At 41.2% G+C, this 250-nt stretch carries 1 pseudogene; it reads left to right on the top strand.

The window, feature by feature from the left end:
• A pseudogene (locus C7H79_RS18255) lies at positions 1-250 on the top strand (hypothetical protein); the annotation flags it as partial.

The raw sequence follows: 250 nt of genomic DNA, 5'->3' as shown, positions 1-250 counted from the left end.
AATGGGTGAGGCTCCGGTGCTGGCATTATTGGGGAGTCTGCATACTTTGAAAAAAATAGACTGGGATGCAACCTTGACCAAGAAAGAACCCTATGTTGCTGAAATTCTTACAGCGCAAGGACATAATATAAAAACTTTTCCGCAGATATGGAGAGATCGTACCTGCAATGCACGGCATCGTCTAATTTCATCAGATCAACCAGAGGCGGTCAAGTTACTTAATATTGATCTATTTGCTTTATTGAATGCT

The organism is Nitrosomonas supralitoralis, assembly GCF_003011925.2.
In the GTDB taxonomy this organism is placed as follows: Bacteria; Pseudomonadota; Gammaproteobacteria; order Burkholderiales; family Nitrosomonadaceae; genus Nitrosomonas; species Nitrosomonas supralitoralis.
Note: the sequence above shows the minus strand (reverse complement) of the source record. Positions and strands in the feature narration are given on the sequence as shown.